General features: G+C 41.4%; 17 protein-coding genes. 1 reads left to right on the top strand and 16 read right to left on the bottom strand.

The features are described 5' to 3' along the window. Positions 1–76: 76 nt before the first annotated feature. Positions 77–973 (top strand): diguanylate cyclase, encoded by an 897-nt coding sequence (locus KG708_RS01050; RefSeq protein ID WP_213607728.1) that lies wholly within the window; start codon positions 77–79, stop codon positions 971–973. A gap of 52 nt (positions 974–1,025) precedes the next feature. Here KG708_RS01050 and KG708_RS01045 read toward each other — a convergent pair whose 3' ends face one another. The 16 genes from KG708_RS01045 to frr form a co-directional block, all read right to left on the bottom strand. Further along, positions 1,026–1,376, bottom strand: coding sequence for a hypothetical protein (locus tag KG708_RS01045; protein WP_213607727.1), 351 nt, complete (start codon positions 1,374–1,376; stop codon positions 1,026–1,028). Continuing rightward, positions 1,373–2,683, bottom strand: a complete 1,311-nt coding sequence (tilS, locus tag KG708_RS01040) for a tRNA lysidine(34) synthetase TilS (protein ID WP_213607726.1) — start codon at positions 2,681–2,683, stop codon at positions 1,373–1,375. The genes KG708_RS01045 and tilS overlap by 4 nt, the downstream gene beginning before the upstream one ends. A gap of 122 nt (positions 2,684–2,805) precedes the next feature. Continuing rightward, positions 2,806–3,762, bottom strand: a complete 957-nt coding sequence (accA, locus tag KG708_RS01035) for an acetyl-CoA carboxylase carboxyl transferase subunit alpha (protein ID WP_008467493.1) — start codon at positions 3,760–3,762, stop codon at positions 2,806–2,808. 16 nt (positions 3,763–3,778) lie between these two features. Then, the gene (gene dnaE / locus KG708_RS01030) at positions 3,779–7,270 is read right to left on the bottom strand and encodes a DNA polymerase III subunit alpha (RefSeq protein WP_213607725.1); all 3,492 of its coding nucleotides are present in this window, start codon (positions 7,268–7,270) and stop codon (positions 3,779–3,781) included. A gap of 2 nt (positions 7,271–7,272) precedes the next feature. Further along, a complete protein-coding gene (gene rnhB / locus KG708_RS01025) occupies positions 7,273–7,872 on the bottom strand; it encodes a ribonuclease HII (protein ID WP_213607724.1) in 600 nt (199 codons plus the stop codon). Next, positions 7,862–9,019, bottom strand: coding sequence for a lipid-A-disaccharide synthase (gene lpxB, locus KG708_RS01020; RefSeq protein ID WP_213607723.1), 1,158 nt, complete (start codon positions 9,017–9,019; stop codon positions 7,862–7,864). The genes rnhB and lpxB overlap by 11 nt, the downstream gene beginning before the upstream one ends. Before the next feature lie 719 nt (positions 9,020–9,738). Then, a complete protein-coding gene (gene lpxA / locus KG708_RS01015; RefSeq protein WP_213607722.1) occupies positions 9,739–10,509 on the bottom strand; it encodes an acyl-ACP--UDP-N-acetylglucosamine O-acyltransferase in 771 nt (256 codons plus the stop codon). Positions 10,510–10,511: 2 nt separating this feature from the next. Then, the gene (fabZ, locus tag KG708_RS01010) at positions 10,512–10,964 is read right to left on the bottom strand and encodes a 3-hydroxyacyl-ACP dehydratase FabZ (RefSeq protein ID WP_008110974.1); all 453 of its coding nucleotides are present in this window, start codon (positions 10,962–10,964) and stop codon (positions 10,512–10,514) included. Positions 10,965–10,991: 27 nt separating this feature from the next. Next, positions 10,992–12,014, bottom strand: a complete 1,023-nt coding sequence (gene lpxD, locus KG708_RS01005) for a UDP-3-O-(3-hydroxymyristoyl)glucosamine N-acyltransferase (RefSeq protein WP_213607721.1) — start codon at positions 12,012–12,014, stop codon at positions 10,992–10,994. A gap of 7 nt (positions 12,015–12,021) precedes the next feature. Beyond that, complete coding sequence (locus tag KG708_RS01000) at positions 12,022–12,540, bottom strand: OmpH family outer membrane protein (RefSeq protein WP_213607720.1); 519 nt, start codon at positions 12,538–12,540, stop codon at positions 12,022–12,024. 11 nt (positions 12,541–12,551) lie between these two features. After that, positions 12,552–15,023 (bottom strand): outer membrane protein assembly factor BamA, encoded by a 2,472-nt coding sequence (gene bamA / locus KG708_RS00995; protein ID WP_213607719.1) that lies wholly within the window; start codon positions 15,021–15,023, stop codon positions 12,552–12,554. A 105-nt stretch (positions 15,024–15,128) separates the two neighbouring features. After that, positions 15,129–16,481, bottom strand: coding sequence for a sigma E protease regulator RseP (gene rseP / locus KG708_RS00990; protein ID WP_213607718.1), 1,353 nt, complete (start codon positions 16,479–16,481; stop codon positions 15,129–15,131). Position 16,482: 1 nt separating this feature from the next. Continuing rightward, positions 16,483–17,685: a 1-deoxy-D-xylulose-5-phosphate reductoisomerase gene (gene ispC, locus KG708_RS00985; RefSeq protein WP_213607717.1), complete on the bottom strand. Its 1,203-nt coding sequence runs from the start codon at positions 17,683–17,685 to the stop codon at positions 16,483–16,485. Then, the gene (locus tag KG708_RS00980; protein WP_213607716.1) at positions 17,682–18,548 is read right to left on the bottom strand and encodes a phosphatidate cytidylyltransferase; all 867 of its coding nucleotides are present in this window, start codon (positions 18,546–18,548) and stop codon (positions 17,682–17,684) included. The genes ispC and KG708_RS00980 overlap by 4 nt, the downstream gene beginning before the upstream one ends. Before the next feature lie 21 nt (positions 18,549–18,569). Further along, on the bottom strand, positions 18,570–19,331 hold the full coding sequence (locus tag KG708_RS00975) for an isoprenyl transferase (RefSeq protein WP_213607715.1): 762 nt from the start codon (positions 19,329–19,331) through the stop codon (positions 18,570–18,572). A 77-nt stretch (positions 19,332–19,408) separates the two neighbouring features. After that, a complete protein-coding gene (gene frr / locus KG708_RS00970) occupies positions 19,409–19,966 on the bottom strand; it encodes a ribosome recycling factor (protein WP_008467521.1) in 558 nt (185 codons plus the stop codon). Between the last annotated feature and the right edge of the window lie 5 nt (positions 19,967–19,971).

The following is a 19,971-nucleotide window of genomic DNA, read 5'->3' as shown; positions in this document are numbered from 1 at the left end:
TAAATTTCAGCCTGAATATAAATATGGCATACAACCTGCTTAGTTATAAAAAGTAATACTATAGGGGGAATAAATAGTGGAAAACGTTCATATTTTGACACAACGCATCTCTGGCCGCGGCGAATTTTTGCCGTTCTCAGCAGAGCAATATAATAGCAATGCACCGACAGCCCTGCATGAGCTGGCGGCTAAACTACAAACGAGCTTAGTTTTAGAAGATATTTTAGGCACATTTGCAAGCTTTGCAAAACAGCTGCTTAATTTTTCTGGGGTGCACTTTCAAACAGCTCATATTGATGTAAAAACACCCAATAGTGATGTTGAAAATCCAGCGTATTCGTTTGACTTAAAAGTTGAAAATGAGCATCTAGGCACGCTCACTTATTACACCAAATATCCGCTTAGTGCGGCTATTGAAAAAAAGCTGCAGCATTTTCACAGCGTATTAATATATCCACTGCGAAATGCCATAATGTACAACCGTGTATTAAAGCTAGCAACTAAAGACTCTTTGACGGGGTTAAACAACCGAAGTCAATTTAATGACATGTTACAACAAAAGCTTGAAAATCATAGACGTAACGGCCATCCGTTTAGTTTGATGCTGCTTGATTTAGATAACTTTAAACAAGTGAATGATAACTATGGTCATAAAATTGGCGATGACGTTTTAATAGAATTCGCTTCGGTTTTATCTAGTAGTATTAGAGGCACAGATTCGGTATTTCGTTTTGGTGGCGATGAGTTTTCAATACTAGTCGAAGACCCCGCTTTTACCACCAATAAAGTGATCGCTGAACGTATTATGCGTTTAGTAAGAAACTCACCGATTATGTCTAAGTACAATGTAACAACCAGCATTGGTTTTACCCTAACTAACAGCGGTGATTGCCAAAACGAGATATTTTCTCGCGCGGATAAGGGGTTATATAAAGCAAAGGCATCAGGGCGAAACTGCGCAAAAGCTTACTAAGCAATAAAAGAGCATAATATTTGAAAAGCCCAGCCTCCCCCGCTGGGCTTTTTTATGCTACTTTTTTATTTAATATAAAGTACTTGTAAATTAGCAACATGGCAAAAAAGCCAAAAAAGAAGCCACTGAGTAAGTTAAGTAATCCTGCTAATGTGGCAAGCGGAGTAAAAAGCACTAGCAGCAAGGGCATGCTTAGCCCTATAATGAAAAATATTCCTCCTTTACCCAACCAGTATGCAAGTAAAATAGCAGCACATAATATCCCCCCAAACACGGCGTAAGCCAAGGTAATAAGGTTGAGTGTTAAAAAGACATTGACTAATACACTAATTAAAAACGTTATTAACATGCCAATAGGCGCTTTATTAACAAGTGAAAGCCCAACATGGGGTTGTTGACTCATGATTTATACTCCCAAAAAACACCATTCTTATCTTTGTGATTATCACTAATAAAATAACCAACCACTTGAACTAGCTCATCATTGTAATAAATTAATGGAATATTAGCACGTAACCAAGGTGCAACCTTTGCATCTTTTAACCAATGTTTAAGCGTATTACTGCCGGGTTTGTTTAATGGTTTAATACGCGCACTATTGCAGTTAAAACGCACGCTGACGCGTTCATCTGGTTTAGGTGCACGTACACCTTCTCCCTGCAGGCATCTCAGTGTTAGCCCGTTATGCAAAACTAATTCATGACTTGTTACATGCTCAATATCAACGGCTTGGGGCCTTGGTTGCACAAAATATAAAAAGCCTTGATGGCGGCGTATTTGCCCATCGGTGAGCTCAATAACCATTTGCGCATCAGCTTTGGCATGAATAGCCTGACTCATTATTTGCATTAACTGTTTTTGCGAAGGCATGGTATGGGTAAATAAAGCCAGCCATGCGCGCAGAAGATTCGCAATGCGAATAGCGCTGTAATGAGCCATATTTTGTATATTAAGCGACTGATGTTGGTTAATACACTGTGCGAGATCTTGCTGGGTATATTCATCAAGCAGTGCTTGTTGCTGCTGTAATAATTCAATACTACGGGCTGTACACTGCTCAAACCCAGTAAAACGCTCTGCCAACTTAGGCACTATTTGTTGACGCAAAAAATTACGATCAAAGCGTTCATTGGAGTTTGATTCATCAGTAATATGGCTAATATTAAATTGCTGAGCAAACGCTTCTATGTCGCTGCGTTTTACCGCAAGTAATGGCCTATAGCACTCACGGCCACTTTCAAGCACGCGTGTTTGCTGCATAGCGCCGAGCCCTTTTAAGCCTGAACCGCGCTTTAATCGAAGTAAAAATGTCTCTACTTGGTCGTTTAAATGCTGGCCTAGCAAAATAACACTATCACTTGGGCTGTGTTCATCAAGCGCTTGATAACGCGCTTCGCGAGCCTGCGCTTCAATACTGGTGCGCGATTTCGGCTCAATAATGACGTTTGCCGCCTTAAAATCAATTGAAAGCTGCTCACAGCGTGCTTGGCAAAATTGCTGCCAGTGATGGGCGTTATCACTTAAGCCATGATTGACATAAATTGCACTTAAATTTAAATGTGGGCACTGCTCTTTTAACGCATGCATTACCTGCAACAGCACCACCGAGTCTACCCCACCAGATAAGGCTACTGTAAATGTGAATTGCCCATTTTCTAAGTAGTGATTAAGGGCTTTTTTTACCTGCAGATAAATAGGTGTTTTGTGCATTAATATACCCAATGAGTAAATTGCTAATAACCCGAACAATAAAGGCTCTACGTTACGGTATTTTAAAACAAAAAAAGCCGCATAGGCGGCTTTTTTCTATATTTAGCTACATTTAGCTATTTTTAACAATAACCAAACGACATTAAACGCTTGTAACGTTGATCAAGCATCTCTTCAAGCGACAACGCTTGTAGGTCTGCTAAATCGCGCTTAAGGCGTACTTTTAAGTTACGTGCCATGGCATCATAATTACGGTGCGCGCCGCCTAAAGGCTCTTCAACTAAATTATTAATTAAATCTAGCTCTTTAACACGCTCTGCTGTTACACCCATTGCCTCTGCAGCCAATGGCGCTTTGTCAGCACTTTTCCATAAAATAGACGCACAACCCTCTGGTGAAATAACCGAGTAAGTGCTGTATTGCAACATGTTTACTCTGTCGCCCACACCAATGGCTAATGCACCACCTGAACCACCTTCACCAATAACAGTACAAATTGTTGGTACTTTAAGTGCAGCCATTACTTTTAGGTTACGTGCAATTGCTTCAGACTGACCACGCTCTTCAGCGCCCACACCTGGGTAGGCACCCGGGGTGTCGATGAAGGTCATGATTGGCATTTTAAAACGCTCAGCCATTTCCATTAAGCGCAATGCTTTACGGTAACCTTCAGGTTTTGGCATGCCAAAATTACGTTTTATTTTTTCAGCAGTACCACGGCCTTTTTGCTGACCGATCACCATTACTGGCTCACCATCTAAACGGGCTACGCCGCCTAAAATTGCAGGATCGTTAGCAAACGTGCGATCACCAGCAAATTCGTCAAATTCCGTAAAAATACGCTCGATGTAATCTCGAGTATAAGGACGCAACGGATGACGTGCTAACTGTGATACTTGCCAAGCGCCTAGTTCAGAGAAAATTTTCTCCTTCATTTGTGCGCTCTTTTCTTTAAGTTTGCTGACTTCCTCTTCTAATCCAAGGTCTAATTCGCCAGCGCGGCTTACATTTTGTAATTCTTCAATTTTTGCTTCTAATTCTGCAATTGGAAGCTCAAAATCAAGATAATTGAGGCTCATGCTCTAAACTACCTAATTAGTTAAATTCTAGTTCTACATTTTGCGCTGCCATCAGCGATAACTTATGAATTAAGTCGTCACTTGGCGTAACACACCATTCGATCCCTAGGGTTAATTGCACCAACGCATCGGGGCGTTGATAATATACCTTGATCGGACACGTTCCCATTTTGTATGGTTCGAGTACTTTTTGTAATTTATCGAAGAAACCAGCCTCGATCTGCACCATATTCAGCGTCATCTTAATCGCTTTTATACGCTTTTCACGCGCCTGAGCAATGGTGTTTATTTCTCTGGCGGTCATTGTAATACCACCAGAGAAGTTATCAAAGCTGACCTGTCCGGATATCACCAAAATATTGTTGATTTGCAACATATCTTGGTACATTTCAAACTGTTCTGGAAACAAGCGTACATCAATTCGGGCGCTTTTGTCATCTAAAGTTATCAGCCCCCAACGATTTCCTTTTTTATTAATTAAGGTTCTCGCTGCAATCACTAAACCTGCACCAGTTGAGACCACATCGCGATTAGTCGGTTGTAAATCGATGAGTCGACCACTGGTGTAATGCCCAAGCTCTCGTCGATACTGGTTTATAGGGTGACCTGTTAAGTAAAGGCCTAGGGTGTCTTTTTCACCGTCTAGCCACTGATTATCCGTAAGCGGTGTGGCTTTTATAAACGCTTGCTCTACTTCATCTGGCTCTGTAGCAAGTAAGCCAAATAAATCACTTTGTCCTAATAACTCAGCTTTGTTGTGCTGATCGGCAGCACGCATCGCATCTTTTAAACTGGCAAGTAGCGTTGCTCGCCCAGGTTGATTTTTTTCAGGCCCTAGTTGGTCTAATGCACCTGCATAAATTAATTTTTCAGTGACACGTTTATTTAAGCGTTTTAAATCAACACGGGCGCAAAAATCAAATAGGTCTTTAAATGGACCGCCTTTTGCTCGTGCTTCCAATATGGCATCAACGGGGGCTTCACCCACACCTTTAATTGCCCCTATGCCATAAACAATTTCACCTTGAAGGTTAACAGTAAACTTGTATTCACCCGCGTTTACATCAGGCGGTAACAAGGTGAGTTTCATGTTTTCGCACTCATCCACCAGCGTTACTATTTTGTCGGTGTTGTCCATATCAGCCGACATTACCGCCGCCATAAACTCGGCCGGATAATGCGTTTTCATCCACAGCGTTTGATACGATACTAATGCATAAGCTGCTGAGTGAGATTTGTTAAACCCGTAACCCGCAAACTTTTCAACTAAGTCGAATATTTTTATCGCCAGCTCGCCATCAATGCCATTATTACGTGCGCCCTCTTCAAAGGTTGAACGCTGTTTTGCCATTTCTTCGGGCTTTTTCTTACCCATAGCACGACGTAGCATATCGGCACCGCCCAGTGTATAACCGGCCAGCACCTGCGCTATTTGCATAACTTGTTCTTGATACAAAATAATGCCGTATGTCGGCTCAAGAATGGGCTTTAAACTTTCGTGTTGATATTGCGCATCGGGGTATGAAATTTCTTCTCGACCCAATTTACGGTCAATAAAGTTATCTACCATGCCTGATTGCAGTGGACCTGGGCGGAACAAGGCCACTAGGGCTATCATATCTTCAAAGCAATCGGGCTTTAATCGGCGAACTAGGTCTTTCATGCCGCGTGATTCTAGCTGGAATACCGCGGTGGTTTCAGCGCGCAGCAGTAACTCAATACTTTTTTTATCATCCAATGGAATGGTGTTGATATCAACCGGCTGTTTGCCTTCACGCTTTAAGCGCTCATTGGTCATATCCAGCGCCCACTGTAATATGGTGAGCGTTCGTAAGCCTAAAAAGTCAAACTTAACCAAACCTGCAGTTTCTACATCGTTTTTATCAAACTGGGTAACTGGAAACTTACCTTCGTCATCACAATAAAGCGCCGCAAAATCGGTAATCGTGGTGGGCGATATAACAACACCCCCGGCGTGTTTACCGGCATTACGGGTACAGCCCTCAAGAATACGACACATGTCGATTAAGTCTTTAACTTCTTCATCGCCGTCGTAGGCTTCTTGTAAGCGGGGCTCTACGTCAAATGCTTTTGCCAGTGTCATCCCAGGGTCACCCGGAATAAGCTTAGAAATACGATCAACAAACCCATACGGATGGCCAAGTACACGGCCCACATCGCGAATTACCGCTTTTGCTGCCATGGTACCAAAGGTAATAATTTGCGATACTGCATCACGGCCATATAAGGCCGATACGTGATCAATTACCTCATCACGTCTATCCATACAAAAGTCGACGTCAAAGTCGGGCATAGAAACACGCTCAGGGTTTAAAAAGCGCTCAAAGAGTAAGTCAAACTCGAGCGGATCGAGGTCGGTAATTTTAAGCGCATAAGCCACTAACGAGCCCGCACCTGAACCACGCCCTGGGCCTACAGGAATATTGTTATCTTTACTCCACTGAATAAACTCCATAACGATCAAGAAGTAACCCGGAAATCCCATTTGGTTAATTACGTCAAGTTCAGTTTTTAAACGCGCATCGTATTCGCCACGTTTTTCTTGGCGTTCTTGTTCATCAGGGAACAAAAATTGTAATCGTTCTTCAAGGCCATCTTGTGAGACTTTAACCAAAAACTCATCAATTTTTAGTGAGCCTGTAGGGTAATCAGGTAGGAAGTATTCACCTAATTGCACAGTAACATTACAACGTTTTGCAATTTCTACGGTGTTTTGCAGTGCCTCTGGAATATCACTAAATAACTCGGCCATTTGCTCAGGCGTTTTCAGGTATTGCTCTTGTGAAAAACGCTTTGGTCGACGTTTATCATCTAGCGTGTAACCATCAAAAATAGCCACTCGAATTTCATGAGCTTCAAAGTTTTCAGGTTTTAAAAATACCACTTCATTGGTGGCCACTACTGGCAATTGCTCATTTGTTGCAAGCTCCACCGCCATGTGCAAATAATTTTCTTCTTGAGCGCGGTTACTACGAATAAGTTCAATATAATAATGATCGCTAAAGTGCTGCTTATAAAAACTGACCACCGACTCAACAATAGCGGGGTTACCTTTTATTAAGGCTTTTCCTAAATCGCCATCTTTGGCGCCCGAGAGTATGATAAGCCCCTCTTTTAAATCAACTAACCACTCACGGTCAATAACCGGACGATGAAACACATGGCCGCGTTGATAAGCCTTCGAGATCAATAAAGTGATATTTTTATAGCCAATATTATCTTTGGCTAATAATGTTAATCGGCTTGGTTCGTCGGGGAATTCTGGACTACGTACCCAAAAATCCGCACCAACAATCGGCTTAATACCCGCATTATGCGCTGCGCCATAAAAACGCACCAGACCACAAAAGTTCATTTGATCGGTAATTGCCAACGCTGGCATTTCAAGCTCTTGTGCTTTAGCGACTATTGGTTTGGTTTTTGCCAAACCATCAACCATTGAAAAGTCTGAGTGAACTCTTAGATGTACAAATTCAGGAGCCGCCATACTTACTCCTTACCCGAAAGCGCAAGCACACGCTGCACAGGTTTAAAGCTCTTGCGATGCTCATCTATCGCACCGTATTGTTCAAGCGCTGCAAAATGGGCTTTAGTTGGGTAGCCTTTGTGCCCCGCAAATCCATAGTGTGGATAGCGCGCATCAAGTTCAATCATTTCATCGTCGCGAGCAACTTTAGCTAAGATTGAGGCTGCAGATATTTCAGCTACTAGGCTATCGCCTTTCACCACCGCTTGCGCAGGCATAGCTAATTTAGGCAGGCGGTTACCATCTACAAACACAAACTCAGGCACCGTGCTAAGTGCTTCCACTGCGCGGCTCATGGCAAGCATGGTGGCTTGTAATATATTTAGCTCATCTATTTCACTGGAGCTACAACGGCCAATAGCATAACAAAGCGCTTTTTCTTTTATTTCAATGGCTAATAATTGACGCTTTTTATCCGTTAACTTTTTAGAATCGGCAAGGCCTACAATTGGCTTAGCAGGGTTTAAAATAACAGCAGCAGTTACCACATCGCCTACCAGCGGTCCACGACCCACTTCATCTACACCAGCTATTAAGGTTACATTAGGTCGTTCAATTTGCATTTATTAACTCCGCCACGGCATTTGCTGCTTGTTTACTTGCATCTAATCTAATTTTTTCATGTATGGCTAAAAAGCGGGCTTTTAATTCTGTATTATCGCTATTGAGCATAGGAGTGAGCGCCGCGGTTAAATTAGCCACATTACATTCACTTTGTAAAAACTCTGGTACTAACTCTTCGTCTGCCAATAAGTTGGGTAACGAAAAATATTTAATATTAAAAGTAAATAAGGTTTTAAAAATCCAATAACTCATGGGTTTAATTTTATAACCCACCACCATTGGCTTTTTATATAACATGCCCTCTAGGGTCGCTGTGCCTGATGCAAGCAATATAGCATCGGCAGCTTGCATGGCTAAATTTGATTGGCCATCTAGTAGGTTAACATTAAGTGAGGGCGCTGTGGCATTTAAAATAGCAATAAACTGGGCTTTACGCTTTTCGTTCACCAGTGGCACAACGACTTTAAGCGCTGGGTTCTGCGCTTGTAACTGCGCCGCTGTTTTTATGTAAGTTTCACTTAACAAGCCCACTTCTGAGCCACGGCTCCCGGGCAATAACGCTAACACCTTGTCATCAGCACTTAAGCCTAGTTGGCTGCGGGCTTGGCTATCGTCGTGCTCAAGTGCAATGTCGTCAGCTAATGTATGACCTACAAAAGTACAAGGTACTTGGTGTTTGTCGTAAAATTCTTTTTCAAAAGGCAATAAAGCCAATACTAAGTTAGTTGCTGCACTTATAGTGTGAATGCGTTTTTCACGCCACGCCCACACTGAAGGGCTTACGTATTGCACGGTTTTGATGCCTGCGTCTTTTAACGGTTTTTCTACACGTAAATTAAAATCCGGCGCATCAATGCCTATAAATACATCAGGAGGATTATCAATAAAGTGCTGTACTAACTGTTTGCGGATTTTTAGCAAACGCGGTAAACGGCCTAGGACTTCAACCAAGCCCATAACCGACAACTCATCCATATCAAACAGCGTTTTGCAGCCTTGTGCTTGCATTTTAGGCCCAGCTATTCCTTCAAAAATAGCATTTGGAAAGTATATTTTGAGTGCTTTAATTAAGCCTTCACCTAAAATATCGCCCGACAGCTCACCTGCCACAATACCAATTCGTAGTTGTTTTTTATCTTTTTTCATTTGCTATTTTTTCACAAGTAAACCCGGCGTTCATACCGGTTAGTTTACCGTGTTTTAAGGCTAGGTTAAACGCTTTAAATTAGCCGTTTTAACGCAGCTCATTAGTTTTACTGACCTAACCTCATGACTGTCACTTAAGTAGGGGTATTTGCCGCGCTAGATACCCTTTAGCGCAGTACAACTATTGCTGCTACACTTTTCGTTTTTAAAAACATAGCGTTATCACGGCAAAATCATTATAAATTGAACTTATAGAACATGTAGTGACCAGATCAAGGCATAGTAATCACCTTAGTCACGTAAAATTAGCCATGGCGTTATTTAAACGAAATATAACTAAAACAGCCAGTATGGCGAGAAAAAAGAAAATGGCAGGCTAAACGATGATTATCGCTCAACCCTGTTAGAATTTGGAATTAAAATGCGCTAGCCGTGTCCGTTTTTAGTCCTTAACCGTTTTATTGCTGACTAAAGCGCTCGCTATTAGAGTACTAAATGCAATCAAAATAACCGACACTATTGAACCCACTTTGTCAGTTTCATTGTTTATACTTATAGGAAAATGTGTAGGGAGTGTAATAAGGTAAGCCTGAGTAGAGACTGAATTTAATAAACATAGCAACACGCTCTTCATGGCTGAGTTATTAATCAAATATCAGCTAATAAAAAACCACCTTGATTACTCAGAGGTGGTTTTTTATAAATTAAAATGCTCTGTATTAACGCACGATACCGCGCTCTGAGCTTTTAACAAAATCAATCATCAGCTGCACCGCTGGGTATTTTTCTGCGTCTTCTGAAAGCGATTCTATCGCTTCATCAACGCTTAAGCTCCTACGGTAAAACGCTTTATAAGCACGGCGCACAGCCATTATCTCATCGCTCTCAAAACCACGACGTTTCATGCCTTCGGTATTGATTGCAGCAGGCCCTGCGGGCATACCAATGGTGGTAACAAAGGGAGGGACGTCTTTATTAACACCTGAATACATACCAACAAATGCATGCGCACCAATTTTACAAAATTGATGTATCCCCGAGTTACCCGCTAAAATAACCCAGTCGCCAACATGAACGTGACCCGCTACACTGGCATTATTTGCAAAAATAACGTTATCACCAATCACTGCATCGTGTGCAACGTGAGTATAAGCCATAAATAAGTTATTGCTACCTATTTTGGTAACACCTTCATCTTGGATTGTACCGCGATGAATAGTCGCACATTCACGAATAACATTATTGTCGCCAATAATTAAGCTTGTTGGTTCGTTGTTATATTTTTTGTCTTGGCAGGCTTCACCCACAGAAGCAAACTGAAAAATATGGTTACCAGAGCCAATAGTAGCAGGCCCTTTAACAACAACGTGAGACTCAATAATACAGTCATCACCAATAACAACATCATTACCGATGTAACTGTATGGTCCAACTGACACATTGTTACCAAGTTTTGCACCCGGTTCGATTATTGCCGTAGCATGGATCACAATTAAAACTCTCTTCTAGCACACATGATTTCGGCGCTACACACTGTTTTGCCGTCAACTTTAGCTTCAGCCGCAAATTTCCATATGTTACGACGCTCTTTTAAAAACTTAACATGAAGATGCATGGTATCACCTGGCACAACCGGCTGCTTGAAACGAGCATTGTCTACGGCTGCAAATAGGTAAAGTTCGTTTTCACTACGATTTTCAACCGTTTTAAACCCTAATAGACCCGTTGCTTGCGCCATTGACTCTAATATTAGCACACCAGGAAAAATCGGCTGATTTGGGAAGTGGCCGGTGAAAATGGGTTCATTAATCGATACGTTTTTAATTGCATGTAACGATTCACCTGGGGTGAAATCTATAACGCGATCAATCAATAGCATCGGGTAACGGTGTGGTAATAAACTTAAAATTTCTTGAATATCAAGGCTATTTAATTCGTTTGCCAAAATAGCATCCTTATTAGTGTTCAACGTTCATGACTTATTCAATGCTTCAAGCGCTTTTAGACGTGACTTCATGTCTGAAAGGTTACGCAAATGAGCAATTGATTTTCGCCATTCTTTGTTAGTCGTATGAGGCATACCGGATGAGTAAATACCCGGTTCGGTGATTGATTTAGTCACCATACTCATACCAGTAATTATAACACCATCACATACAGACATGTGACCGTTAATTGCGGTCATGCCGCCAATCTGGCAATTTTTACCTATGCTGACACTGCCTGCAAGTACAGTACAACCGGCAATAGCCGTGCCTGACTGAACTTCAACGTTGTGTGCTATTTGACACTGATTATCAATAATAACGTTACTGTGAATAATAGTGTCATCGAGTGCACCACGATCTATGGTGGTGCTTGCACCAATTTCGACTTTATCGCCAATAATCACAGAGCCCAGTTGCGGAATTTTAAGCCACTGACCACGTTCATTCGCATAACCAAAACCGTCGCTGCCAATAACAGTATTCGCTTGAAATAAACAGTCTGCGCCAATCTCAACATCATGATAAACGCTCACACTTGACCATAGTTTGGTGCCTGAGCCTATTTTAACACGTTCACCAATAAAACTGTTCGGACCAATTTGTACGTTATCGCCAATCACAGCGTCAGCTTCAATTACAACATTTGCGCCTATGGCTGCGCTTTTACTGACTTGCGCACTGGCATGTATAACCGCACTTGGGTGTATACCACTAATGGCACTACGTGGCGTGGTATCCATTAACTGAGCGAGTTTAGCGTAATTCACATACGGATTGGCGACGATGATTTTGTTGCCTGAAAAATAAGGCGCATCCTCAGGACTCAGTATCACAGCACTGGCTTTCGTTGTTTCAAGCTGAGAGCGATATTTCTTGTTCGCTAAAAATGCAATATGCCCAGTATGGGCATTTGCAAGTGTTGCTATTTTTTTAATTTCTAAAGCGCCATCACCTTGTAGCTCGGCGCTTAGAAGTTCCGCAATTTGCGAAAGCGTATAATTTTGCATAGATTTATTATTTCTTACTTACAGCTGCTACAACTTTTTCAGAAAGATCCGTTACTTTCTTAGGATTAAAGTAAATTGTTGTGTCTTTTACTTTTACTTCGTCGAAGTCACCTTTTTTAGCAATCTCTTGAATAGTTTCAATGATTAAAGTTTGTATCTTAGCTAACTCTTGATTTTGGCGTGCTTTAATTTCTTGCTCTAGAGGACGACCTTTTTCAGCAAGATTCTGTTGCATACCTTGAATTTTATCACGTAATGCATCTTTTTGCTCTTGGCTCATTGTGGTGCTTTCACGCTTAAATTTTTCAGCTTCAAAACGAATGTCGCCTTGTAGCTTTTCAAGCTCTTGACGGCGCTCAGCAAACTCAGTTTGTAATGACTGTTCAATTTTAGCCATTTGTGGAAGCTGCTTGTAGATTTCTTGCATATCCACAACACCTACTTTATGGGCTAAAGCATTAACGGATGTACCCATCATAAGTGTCGCTAAAACTACAACTGCTGTTGATTTAAATAATTTTTTCACAAAAAACTCCTTTAGAAAGTGTTACTAATATTGAAACTGATGGTCTTGGTATCGTCATCTTCTTCTTTTTGCAACGGGTACGCAAAGCTGATCAGCATCGGACCCATAGGTGAGATCCACTGTAATGATAAACCGGTTGCAACCCTAAAGCGCATCGGGTCTGAGTAGTCATCTAATTTAGCGCGCTCATCGATATCTAAGTTTTGATAACGATCAACGCTAAACTCTGTATCCCATACGTTAGCAGCATCAACAAAAAAACTGGTTCGTACTGAACTGGTATTTTCTTCATCCAAGAACGGTGTAGGAACAATAAGTTCCATACCCGCCACGGCTTTGGCATTACCACCTATACGTCCTTGTGGTACTAATATGTCAAATTCAGGTGCTGCCCCTATGTTGCCTGTTGAACCACCATCTGCATCTGGCGTACCTGGTATTGATTGCGGTATACGCGAAACAGCACGCGGTAAAATGGTATTTCTATCAAAGCCACGTAATTCCATTTCAGTGATACGGAAGTATTCTTGGAACGGTAAAGTTTGATCATAGCCGTTGGTAGAGCCATAACCATTACCATAACCTAATGCAGCACGCGTTGAGAAAACCCAACGATGATCGTTAGAAATCGGCCAGTAAAAACGCGAGTCATAATTTAATTTAAAGTACTTTAAATCAGAGTTTGGTGTTGTCGCTGTTAAGTTTAGTGTTTGTCGTGAACCTGCCGTTGGGAATAAACCACGGTTAACTGTGATACGTGACCAACCAACACTTAACTCGTACTTTGTAAACTCAAAGCCCTTATCTGGGTTGTTAGGATCCCGAAAAGTATCTCGTAATACCCGCGTTTGCTCATATTCAGCAATGTCTGATAACTCTTCTTCTATCCAACGTGCGCCAAAGTTAATACGGTTAATGGCATCAATTGGGAAACCAATGTTTGTTCCTAAGCCGTAACTTTTTGACTTATAATCAATCAAGCTAAACTGGCTGGCATCGTAGTTACTGTAAAAAATACTGCTACCTTGTGATACACCATCAGGCGTAAAATAAGGGTCGGTATAAGACACACTGACACGTTCAGAACCGCGTGAGGTATTGATGTTAAAACCAATTTGGTTACCTGTACCTAAAAAGTTAGATTCAGTTACACCAATATTAAATTGCAAACCTAAGTATGAACCATAAGCAAGGCCTGCATTAAAGCTACCAGCTGATTGCTCTTTTACATTAAAATCAACGTCAACCTGATCGTCAACACCAGGGACAGGCACCACATTAAAATCAACTGTTTCCATATAAGGTAGGCGTTGAATTTGTAATTTAGAGCGCTCGAGGTTTTGATTTGATAACCATGCCCCTTCAAGCTGTGTCATTTCACGGCGCAATACTTCATCAGCCGTATTTTGATTACCACTAACAATGATACGACGAACGTATACACGCTTGCCTGGATCAACAGACAAAGTCAATTGTACTTCTTGATTTTCATCATCAATTTCAGGAATCGTACGAACTTCTGCATTGGCATAACCAAAACGCGCCAAGTAGCTTTTGATAAATTCTTCTGAAGAAGTTACCACTGAGCCGTTATAAAGCTCGCCGGTACGAAGTGGAATAACACTTTTGATTAATTCTTCGCGACCGAGTAAATCACCGATAAAATCAAAGCCTTTGACTTTGTATTTAACGCCTTCGGTAATATTTGCCGTTACATACACAGATTCACGCTCAGGGCTAACTGATACCTGAGTTGAGTCAATGTTAAAACGTAAATAGCCACGGTCTAAATAAAAGCTGCGAATCTTCTCTAAATCGCCTTCAATGGTTTGTTTTTGATAGCGGTCGCTACCCATAAACTGCCACCAAGGTAAATCTTGCTTAGACTCAACAAGTTGCAATAACTCTTCGTTTGAGAAAAGCTCGTTACCTACTAAGTTAATTTGACGGATAGAGGCCGCATCGCCTTCATCAAATTCAAGTTTTAACTTAACGCGATTACGTGGCAATTTTGTAACACTGATGTCCACTTTTGCATTGTATTTACCAATACTGTGGAAAAACTCAACTAAGCCTTTTTCAATGTTATCAATAACCGTTTTATCAAGCGGCTCACCTTGGCGAATATCTTGTTGATCGAGTGACTGATTTAACTGCTCATCTTTTATGTCTTTATTGCCTTCAAATTCAATAAAGCTAATGGTTGGACGTTCAGTTACTTTAAAAATAACGTTATTACCATCACGCAACGCTTTTATATTGTCAAAGTGACCTGAGCGATAAAGTGACTTAATTGTTTTTGAAATTGTATATTCATCAATATTGTCGCCCACGTTAATAGGAATATGCGTTAATGCAGCACCTAGTGCGACACGTTGCAACCCTTCAACTTTTAAATCTTCAACAATAAAGGAGTTTTGGCCTAGGGCTGCAAAGCTTGCACCCAATAAACTTGAAACCACCAAATGTTTTTTTATAGCCATTTTATTATCTATATCCTTTACAACTGTATTACCGCTTAGCATCGAAAACTAAATAGTTACGAGCTTTACAATCGTGTTCTAATTTGTCGTTACCACACTAAAAAGTTATAAGCGCGATACATCATTGAACAAAGCGAAACATGTTAGAAAAATGAGTAGCAGGGCTCCCACTTTAAAACCAAACTCTTGTGTCTTTTCAGAGACTGGTTTTTTACGAAAAAGTTCAATTATGTAATACATTAAGTGCCCGCCATCTAGCACTGGCAGAGGAAGTAAATTAAATACTCCCAAATTAACACTTATCAAAGCTAAAAAGCTTAAAAATGCAACAAAACCATAACTAACACTATTACCAGCGCCTACTGCAATGCCGACCGGCCCACTTAGGTTTTTAACTGACACTTGACCAGTTACTAAGTTACCTATCATGTCAAAACTCAGCGTAATTAAACGCCATGTTTCTTTTGTGCCCAGCACAATACTATCTAGTGGCCCATAATGTCTAGTCTCTACAAAATCATCAGGCCACTGCTCTACAACCGGAGCAACACCCAAAAAACCTTGCTCTATGCCATTACTGACGACCCTGCTCTTTGGAGTGACTGTTATTGTTTTTATACTATCTTGTCTTTTTACACTAAATTGTAAGGATTTGTTAGCCGATTGAGTAATAAGATTAACTAATTGCTGCCAACTGCTCATTGTTTCACCATTCACAGCTAAAATAACGTCGTTAACTTGTAAATTAGCCTGTTCGGCAGCTGAGTCTTTAGTAATAGCGGCAATAACCAAGGTTGCCTGAGGACGAAACGGTACAATACCTATCGAACTGAGCGGTGGTACATCTTGTTGATCAAGCTTCCAACCATCAAGGTTAAGCGTTTGCACTGTTTGCTGATAATTTTCGTTGCGTAAGGTTACGGCAACGCTTTTATCACCTAAATGAGACATCAAAGAAAAGGTCGCATCTTGCCAATTAGCAATCTCATCATCACCAATTTTAATAATTTGCTGACTCGGCATAATACCCGCCTGTTCAGCTCGGCTTCCTTCAACAACACTGCCCACAACTGGTTTTATGGTTTGCACACCCACCATGTACATCACTGCTAGAGCAAAAATAGCGAATAAAAAGTTCGCCACAGGCCCTGCCGCCACAATGGCTATGCGGGCTTGAACAGATTTTGCATTAAACGATAAATGACGTTGGCTGGCAGGTACTTCATCAACACGCTCGTCGAGCATTTTCACATAACCGCCCAATGGGATTGCCGCAATAACGTACTCAGTATTATATTTATCGTGCCATTTTAATAAGGGTTTACCAAAACCAATTGAAAAGCGCAGCACCTTTACACCCGCTTTGCGCGCAACCCAAAAATGACCATATTCGTGAACGGTTACTAAAATGCCTAACGCGAGTATAAACGAACCTAAATTCCAAAAAAAATCAAACATCTTAGTGCACCATTTCGGTTATAAACTGGGTTGCGCTCATACGTGCCAAACGGTCACACTCTAAAATTTCATCGAGAGTTTGCACATTGGAAAACGCTGCAGCGTCTAATGTTTTCGCATTGACTTTGTAAATATCCGTAAACCCAATCTGCCCCTGTAAAAACGCATTGACTGCAATCTCATTTGCTGCATTAACGGTCGTGGTGGCTCCTTGGCCTGCATCACAGGCTGCAATCGCAAGCTTTAAATTGGGGTAACGCGAGAAATCAGGTTTAGTGAACGAAAAATCACAAATATCAGAAAAATTTAACGGCTTAACACCCGCATCAATACGCTCTGGATACGCAAGTGCATGTGCAATAGGTGTACGCATATCAGGATTGCCCATTTGCGCTAAAATAGAACCATCTTGGTATTGCACCATAGAATGGATAATACTTTGTGGATGAATCACCACATCAATATCGCTTGCATTGCAGTTAAATAACCACTTAGCCTCAATAAACTCTAAACCTTTGTTCATCATCGTCGCTGAGTCTACTGATATTTTTTGCCCCATAGACCAATTAGGATGAGCAACGGCTTCACTGACGCTAACGGTGTTAAGGGTATTGATATCGCGATTTAAAAACGGGCCACCTGAGCCAGTTAATAAAATTTTGCTAACCCCATGTTGCTCAAGCCTTGCTTGCCCTTGCGTATTTTGTAAAGCACTGGGTAAACACTGGAAAATAGCATTATGCTCGCTGTCGATGGGTAATAAGGTTGCTTGATGCTTTTTAACTTTATCAATGAATAACTGACCCGACATCACCAGTGACTCTTTGTTGGCAAGCAGTACTTTTTTGCCCGCTTCAACAGCGCTCAAGGTAGGTAGTAATCCGGCTGCACCAACAATCGCTGACATAACCGTATCAACATCAACATGAGCACAGAGCTCACTCATGGCTTTCTCGCCATGCATTACTTGCGTTTTACTCTCATGCTTTAAAAGCGCAGAAAGCTGCTTAGCCGCCGATTCAGATACCATTACAGCATAACGAGGCTGATGAGCTATACACAGTTCAGCCATTTTTTTTGCATTTTGCCCTGCGGCTAATGCAAAAACTTGAAATTGCTGTTGGTTTCTTGCAACAACATCTAACGTGCTAAGGCCTATCGACCCCGTTGCACCCAAAATAACCAGTTGTTGCACAGCACTCATAAACTAAGTGTCCACGCAAAGCAAATAACAAACATGGGTGCTGCTGCCGTTAAGCTATCAATGCGATCTAAAATACCACCGTGTCCTGGTAAGCAACTGCCGCTATCTTTGAGCCCCGCTTCACGCTTAAACATACTCTCGAGTAAATCACCTACCGCCGAAAACAAGGCAATAAATGCCGTCATAACAGCATAAATAGGCCATACAGAAGTATCAACATCGGTGTAATAACAAAAAGCCAGTACAAATAAAACCGCAGCGACCACACCACCTGCGAGGCCTTCAATGGTTTTATTTGGGCTAACTTTAGGCATTAGTTTATGTTTTCCAAAGTTTTTACCTGTAAAGTAAGCGCCAATATCGGCACTCCATACAATACCTAATACAACTAAAATGAGCATAGAGCCATAGTGAGTAGATTCCGTATATTGCGCACTACGCAGTGTGTTAAGTGCAAGCCATAGCGGTACCAAGGTCAAAAAACCAGCAATGCCGCGCATCACAACCCCTTCGTTCCACCCTTTCGCCATAGCAGGGTAACGCCACACTAAATAACTGGCTACCAACCACCACGAAAACGATAAAGTGAATAAGTAATTAGCATCGCCTACAAGCTTGCCATCTTGCCATAAAGTCTCTATAGGCCAATGCAAATTGAGTAACCCTAGTAATACAGCCACTAATAACACAAAGGCGCCACGTTTTAGCTTATCGCATAGTCCCATAAAGGCAGACCATTCCCACGCGCCCATTAATACAATAGCACCCGCAAAATAACTAAATAACGTTAGTGGGGTGTAAAAAACCAAAGCCAGTGCTAATGGCGCTAGCACGAGTGAGGTTAAAATACGTTGTTTTAACAAAATGATGACCCTTAATCTATTTTAGGTTTGAGCGAGTAATTGTTTTATTTGTTCGCCCGTGCAACCAAAACGTCGCTCTCTGGCAACGTAACATGCAATGGCCTCTGCAAAAGCAGCTTCATTAAAATCAGGCCAAAGTGTATTGGTAAAATAAAGCTCAGCGTAGGCTGCCTGCCAAAGTAAAAAGTTACTAATTCTGACATCGCCACCGGTACGGATCAATAAATCAGGCTGAGCTTGATCTGCCATACTCATATGCTGTGCAATATGTTCTTCTGTAATATCTGCTGGGTCAATTTCTCCATTCGCTACTTGTAAAGCAACTTGCTTAGCAGCGTGAGTCATATCCCAGCGACCACCGTAATTTGCCGCAACATTTAAGTGCAGCCCAGTATTGTTCGCTGTTAGTTCTTGAGCTGTATGTACTTTAGCGCGCAAGCTTTCAGAGAATCGAGATAAATCTCCAATGATGGTTAGTTTTACGTTATTTTTATGCAGCTTTTTAACTTCTTTGCTTAATACAAATAAAAAAAGCTCCATAAGAGTATTTACTTCGTCTTCAGGGCGGCGCCAGTTTTCACTACTAAAAGCAAATAAGGTTAACGATTGTATTCCTAATTTAGTACAAAACTGCACGGATTGACGAACTGCATCCACGCCTTTTTTATGCCCATATACACGAGGTCTATTTCTAGCTTGCGCCCAACGCCCGTTACCATCCATGATGATGGCAACATGTTTAGGTAAACATTGCTGTGAAATTGTATCAGCGTCTAGAACCATAAATTTTTGTGTATTCCATAAAAAAACGCCGCCTAGTATACCCCAGACGGCGTTTCAAAACTAATAATTTTACGCGCTTAGATTTCCATCAACTCAGCTTCTTTTGCTGTTAGTTGTGTATCCATTTCTTTAATAAACTTATCTGTGATTTTTTGAATTGCATCTTCAGCTTGACGTGCTTCATCTTCAGAGATGTCTTTATCTTTTAATAAGTTTTTAATATCGCCATTTGCATCACGACGAATGTTACGAATAGCAACACGACCGCCTTCTACTTCACCACGTACGATTTTAATTAAATCTTTACGACGTTCTTCAGTCAATGGAGGAAGTGGTACACGGATCACTGTACCTGCAGACATTGGATTTAAACCAAGATCAGAGGCCATAATGGCTTTTTCAACAGCTTGCGCTAATGATTTATCAAATACACCAATAGCCAATGTACGTGAGTCTTCAATTGTTACATTTGCAACTTGGTTTAACGGTGTTGGTGCGCCGTAGTACGACACCATGATGCCGTCTAAAATTGCAGGATGAGCACGGCCAGTACGAATTTTAGATAATTGACTACCAAGTGCTGCTACACTTTTTTGCATGCGCGCTTGCGCATCTTTTTGAATATCGTTAATCACGGTTT

This window comes from Pseudoalteromonas sp. (assembly GCF_018402495.1).
In the GTDB taxonomy this organism is placed as follows: domain Bacteria; phylum Pseudomonadota; class Gammaproteobacteria; order Enterobacterales; family Alteromonadaceae; genus Pseudoalteromonas.
This window is presented reverse-complemented; position numbering and strand designations above follow the sequence as displayed.

Bases quoted from the DNA above. Each gene is read 5' to 3' on its own strand.
- KG708_RS01045 (WP_213607727.1), bottom strand. From the start codon at position 1,376: ATGAGTCAACAACCCCATGTTGGGCTTTCACTTGTTAATAAAGCGCCT.
- tilS (WP_213607726.1), bottom strand. From the start codon at position 2,683: ATGCACAAAACACCTATTTATCTGCAGGTAAAAAAAGCCCTTAATCAC.
- accA (WP_008467493.1), bottom strand. From the start codon at position 3,762: ATGAGCCTCAATTATCTTGATTTTGAGCTTCCAATTGCAGAATTAGAA.
- dnaE (WP_213607725.1), bottom strand. From the start codon at position 7,270: ATGGCGGCTCCTGAATTTGTACATCTAAGAGTTCACTCAGACTTTTCA.
- rnhB (WP_213607724.1), bottom strand. From the start codon at position 7,872: ATGCAAATTGAACGACCTAATGTAACCTTAATAGCTGGTGTAGATGAA.
- lpxB (WP_213607723.1), bottom strand. From the start codon at position 9,019: ATGAAAAAAGATAAAAAACAACTACGAATTGGTATTGTGGCAGGTGAG.
- lpxD (WP_213607721.1), bottom strand. From the start codon at position 12,014: ATGCAAAATTATACGCTTTCGCAAATTGCGGAACTTCTAAGCGCCGAG.
- bamA (WP_213607719.1), bottom strand. From the start codon at position 15,023: ATGGCTATAAAAAAACATTTGGTGGTTTCAAGTTTATTGGGTGCAAGC.
- rseP (WP_213607718.1), bottom strand. From the start codon at position 16,481: ATGTTTGATTTTTTTTGGAATTTAGGTTCGTTTATACTCGCGTTAGGC.
- ispC (WP_213607717.1), bottom strand. From the start codon at position 17,685: ATGAGTGCTGTGCAACAACTGGTTATTTTGGGTGCAACGGGGTCGATA.
- KG708_RS00975 (WP_213607715.1), bottom strand. From the start codon at position 19,331: ATGGTTCTAGACGCTGATACAATTTCACAGCAATGTTTACCTAAACAT.